This is a genomic window from Sphingobacterium sp. UBA7253 (assembly GCF_002472745.1).
Lineage (GTDB): Bacteria > Bacteroidota > Bacteroidia > Sphingobacteriales > Sphingobacteriaceae > Sphingobacterium > Sphingobacterium siyangense.
Window position 1 is genome coordinate 422 of the sequence record NZ_DKSP01000086.1, and the last position, 4,247, is coordinate 4,668.

The 4,247-nt window shown below is 41.9% G+C and carries 4 protein-coding genes; all 4 read left to right on the forward strand.

Going from position 1 to position 4,247, the window contains the following annotated elements:
- Positions 1-26 precede the first annotated feature (26 nt).
- A complete protein-coding gene (locus B2X72_RS08420) occupies positions 27-1,532 on the forward strand; it encodes a carboxylesterase/lipase family protein (RefSeq protein WP_422663690.1) in 1,506 nt (501 codons plus the stop codon).
- Between the two features lie 295 nt (positions 1,533-1,827).
- The gene (locus tag B2X72_RS08425) at positions 1,828-2,961 is read left to right on the forward strand and encodes an NAD(P)/FAD-dependent oxidoreductase (RefSeq protein ID WP_286849098.1); all 1,134 of its coding nucleotides are present in this window, start codon (positions 1,828-1,830) and stop codon (positions 2,959-2,961) included.
- Positions 2,952-3,665, forward strand: coding sequence for a methyltransferase domain-containing protein (locus B2X72_RS08430; protein WP_286849101.1), 714 nt, complete (start codon positions 2,952-2,954; stop codon positions 3,663-3,665). Before B2X72_RS08425 ends, B2X72_RS08430 begins: the two co-directional genes overlap by 10 nt.
- On the forward strand, positions 3,662-4,247 hold a 586-nt coding region (locus tag B2X72_RS08435), incomplete at its 3' end, for a type III polyketide synthase (RefSeq protein WP_414711791.1). The genes B2X72_RS08430 and B2X72_RS08435, both read left to right, overlap by 4 nt.

The window sequence follows — 4,247 nt, forward strand, 5'->3', positions numbered from 1 at the left end:
CTTTTGCAAAACCGCCAGTAGGCGACCTGAGGTGGAAAGAACCGCAAGCTGCTGAACATTGGTCTGGTATTCGTAAGGCAGATCATTTTGGTTATTCTCCGATGCAGAAACCGATCTATGGGGACATGCGATTTCGGTCACCAGGGATCAGTGAAGACTGTCTCTACCTGAATGTATGGCGTCCAAAGACCCTTGGTTCGGGCAAACTTCCTGTTTTAGTTTATTTTTACGGCGGAGGTTTCAATGCTGGTGATGGATCGGAAAATCGCTATGATGGTGAAAGTTTTGCCAAAGAAGGTCTTATTGTCGTTACTGTCAACTATCGCCTTGGTATCTTTGGCTTTTTTGCGCATCCAGCATTAACCGAGGAATCTCCGAAACATGCTTCCGGAAATTATGGACTGCTGGATCAGCATGCAGCTTTGGTTTGGGTCAAAAAAAATATTGCTGCATTTGGTGGGGATCCCGATGCCGTCACTATCGGTGGTGAGTCGGCAGGGAGTATGTCGGTTTCTGCCCAGATGACGAGTCCGTTGTCCAAAGGACTATTTAAACGTGCTATCGGTCAGAGCGGAAGTGTCTTTAACTTACGGTATGGTACNNGTGTTTTTAACTTGCGGTATGGCACGGCCTCTATTACTGAGCAAGAGCAACAGGGGACTGCGTTTGCAACGCGCATAAATGCCGAGGGGCTTGATAAGCTGCGTAAAATTCCTGCGGCAGAACTCCTTGATAAAGCCAGCGAACCGGGGGCCTTTGCGACCCGTTTGATTGTTGACGGCTATTTTCTGCCTAAATCTCCTTTGGCTATTTTTGAGGCAGGGGAACAGTCTAAAGTCCCGCTACTTGCAGGCTGGACGTCTACGGAAGGTCCATATACCGCCTACATGGGTAAATTGTATCCATCTCCGGAGAATTATGAAAAATTAGTAAGAGCACAATATGACCTTAAGGCTGACGAAGTGCTCAAGCTTTATCCTGGAAAGACAGAGGCGGAAGTCATTCGGTCAGCAACTGCCTTAGGTAGCGATAATTTTATCGTTTATAGTACCTGGAAATGGCTTGATCTGCAACGAAAGAATAGCGGTCAGCCAGTCTACGTTTATATATTCGGTAAACCGCGACCACCCATGCAACCGGCATACCGCGATGCTCAAACCGGGCTTGCCGGCGGAATTACCAAGAAATCTGCGCAGGAAGCTAAGGAAAAAAGCCCAGAGCCCCTGCCGGGTGCTTTCCATGCAAGTGATATTGAATATTTATTGGGAAATCTGCAGAGTAATGATGTTTTTGCCTGGACTGAAGATGATTACAAGGTATCAAAACTTGGTCAGCGGTACTTTGTTAATTTTATCAAGACGGGCGATCCAAATGGAAAAGGGCTGTCAACATGGCCGAAAACAACAGCACAAGATAAGCGCATGAATATTCTGAATTTGAATATCAAAGTAAAAGTAGCTGCCGAAGAATTTCGGAACAGATATCTTTTTCTGGATAAATTGTTTGTCGACCGTGAATATAAATCCAGATAAAAGCCTTATTTATTCAACTTATAGCAGTGGTTAAGTCGTTTATCTATCAGGTAAATTAAAGTGCTTTTTATTTTACACCCAAATAAAAACTATTTATCGCAAAGGGCTGTTATCAGATAGACTTTTGATAAAAGCGTATGGACGATATTGCCCTATGCAGGGAGATGTTAGACCGAGGACAGGTTTATCAAGAATCGTTTGTTGAATAGCGAGGGGCAACCAATTTAGGAAACTGAAGTACGATTTATGGCGTTTATTTTTGTAAATGATACGCATATAGAGCAAACTTGGATATATGACAATAAATCCTGATGTGATTATTATAGGCGGTGGTTTGGCCGGACTTACAAGTGCATTGCATCTGTCTAAACAAGGATTCAACGTGACGTTAATCGAAAAACATGATTTTCCTCGTCATAAGGTTTGCGGCGAATATGTTTCGAATGAAATTTTGGCCTACCTACATTGGCTGCAAGTGGATGTTGAATCGCTATATCCAACACACATTCAGGAGCTTGAGTTCACAACAGAAGGCGGGCAGATGAATAGGGTCAGGTTACCCTTGGGTGGGATTGGTATCAGTCGTTACGCGTTGGATGATCTGTTATATCAGCAAGCAAAAAGTAATGGCTGTACAATTGTTATTGCTACTGCAACAGGTATATCCTTTAGCGCTGATACATTTACTGTTTCGTTTCAAGATCAGGTATTAAGATCAAAAATTGTACTGGGCGCGTATGGAAAACGCAGCAATATCGATCAGCTCTTATCCCGTGATTTTATAACGAAAACCTCTCCTTGGATGGCTGTTAAGGCACACTATTCGGGCGATTTTCCGAATGACCTAATTGCCTTGCATCATTTTGAAGGAGGCTATTGTGGGATTTCCAAGGTCGAAGATAAGCGGATAAATTTATGTTATCTTGCCGATGTAAAAACGTTCAAGAGATACAAAAACATAGGTGATTATCAGAAGTATGTTTTGTCTAAAAACAGACATCTTAAGTATTTTTTTGAGCACAATAGGCTACTTTTTGAAAAACCGCTCACAATCAGTCAATTTTCATTTGATAAGAAATCAACGGTAGAAAACCATATTCTTATGATTGGTGATACAGCCGGTCTTATTCATCCATTCTGCGGAAATGGGATGGCGATGGCGATACACAGTGCAAAAATAGCTTCTGAGCTTGTCCTGGAATATTATCGGGGCCATATTCATTCACGAAAGCAATTGGAAAAGGCTTATGTCAAGCAATGGAATCGAACGTTTAAAAGACGCCTCTTATTCGGTCGACTTCTGTCGCGGCTGTTAAGCTATAAAATAGGGACCGCAGTTTTGATGAAGACTACCTCATTTTTTCCGAAAATGCTCAGCTGGATTATTAAACAAACTCATGGAAATGCAAGGTCAATAAAATGGGAATAAACACAAAACAGAGAACATCGGAGAATGAGATCATGGACGATTTTCTGCTCGAAGGAGAAGAACTTCGGACTACATTAGACAGGATAGCAAAGATTAATCGTTTTTTAGGCGGAAATAACATTACGCTGAACGGTGTAAAAAAATTACTTTCAACCAGCTGCAAGAATGAAACAATAACGATTGTGGATATTGGTTGTGGCAATGGGGACATGCTTCGCATGTTGAGCGATTATGGCAATAGACATCATATTAAGCTTTCAATGCTCGGTATAGATGCCAACCCCTATACAATAAATTATGCGGGGGATTTGTCGAAAGATTATACCAATATATCCTATTTGTGTGCGGATATCTTTGAAGAAAATTTTGACGATGTCAAGTATGACATTGTTCTGTGTACGCTTACCATACATCATTTTGACGATGAAGAGATCCTTCGTTTGCTAGGTAGTCTGGTCAACGTATCAAAATTAGGGGTCGTCATTAACGATTTACAAAGGAGTAAAATTGCTTACCGGCTTTTTCAAACCATTGCTGTTCTTTTTAGGTTAAATAGAATGACAAAAGTGGACGGGCTTGTTTCTATACTGCGTGGGTTTAAAAAAGAGGAACTTACACAATTCTCCAATAAACTGAAATTAGAAAATTATAGCATCCAATGGAAATGGGCCTTTCGTTACCAGTGGATAATTTCCAATATATGAATGTTAAAATAATAACTGTTGCTAAGCAACTCCCTAGATACTCTTGTGCTACCGTTGATATCCTTCCGCTATTGGATATTTGGCTCCATGGACAAGAGCCTCGCTTTATTAAGAAGATCAAGAAACTTTTCGAAGGCTCCGCTGTGGAAAGACGATATGCAATTATGGATCCGAGAGAGGTCTTCACTGCGACGTCTTTTGAAGAAAAAAATAATGTGTACTGCCGGGAGGCAACGGTCTTAGGGGAGCAAGCACTTCGTAAGGCCCTTGAACAGACGGGATGGGATCCGCAGTCTCTGGATTATATCATTACAGTGAGTTGTACTGGAATTATGATCCCCTCCCTAGACGCGTATCTCATCAATAAGATGAAACTCCGACAGGATATTGTGCGGTTACCAGTTACCGAAATGGGCTGTGTTGCCGGTGTTTCAGGTATTATTTATGCTAAAAATTTTCTTCAGGCCAATCCAGGCAAACGTGCTGCGGTCATTGCTGTAGAAGCGCCAACAGCAACTTTTCAGCTGGAAGATTTCTCCATGTCAAATATGGTCAGTGCCGCAATATTTGGAGATGGTGCAG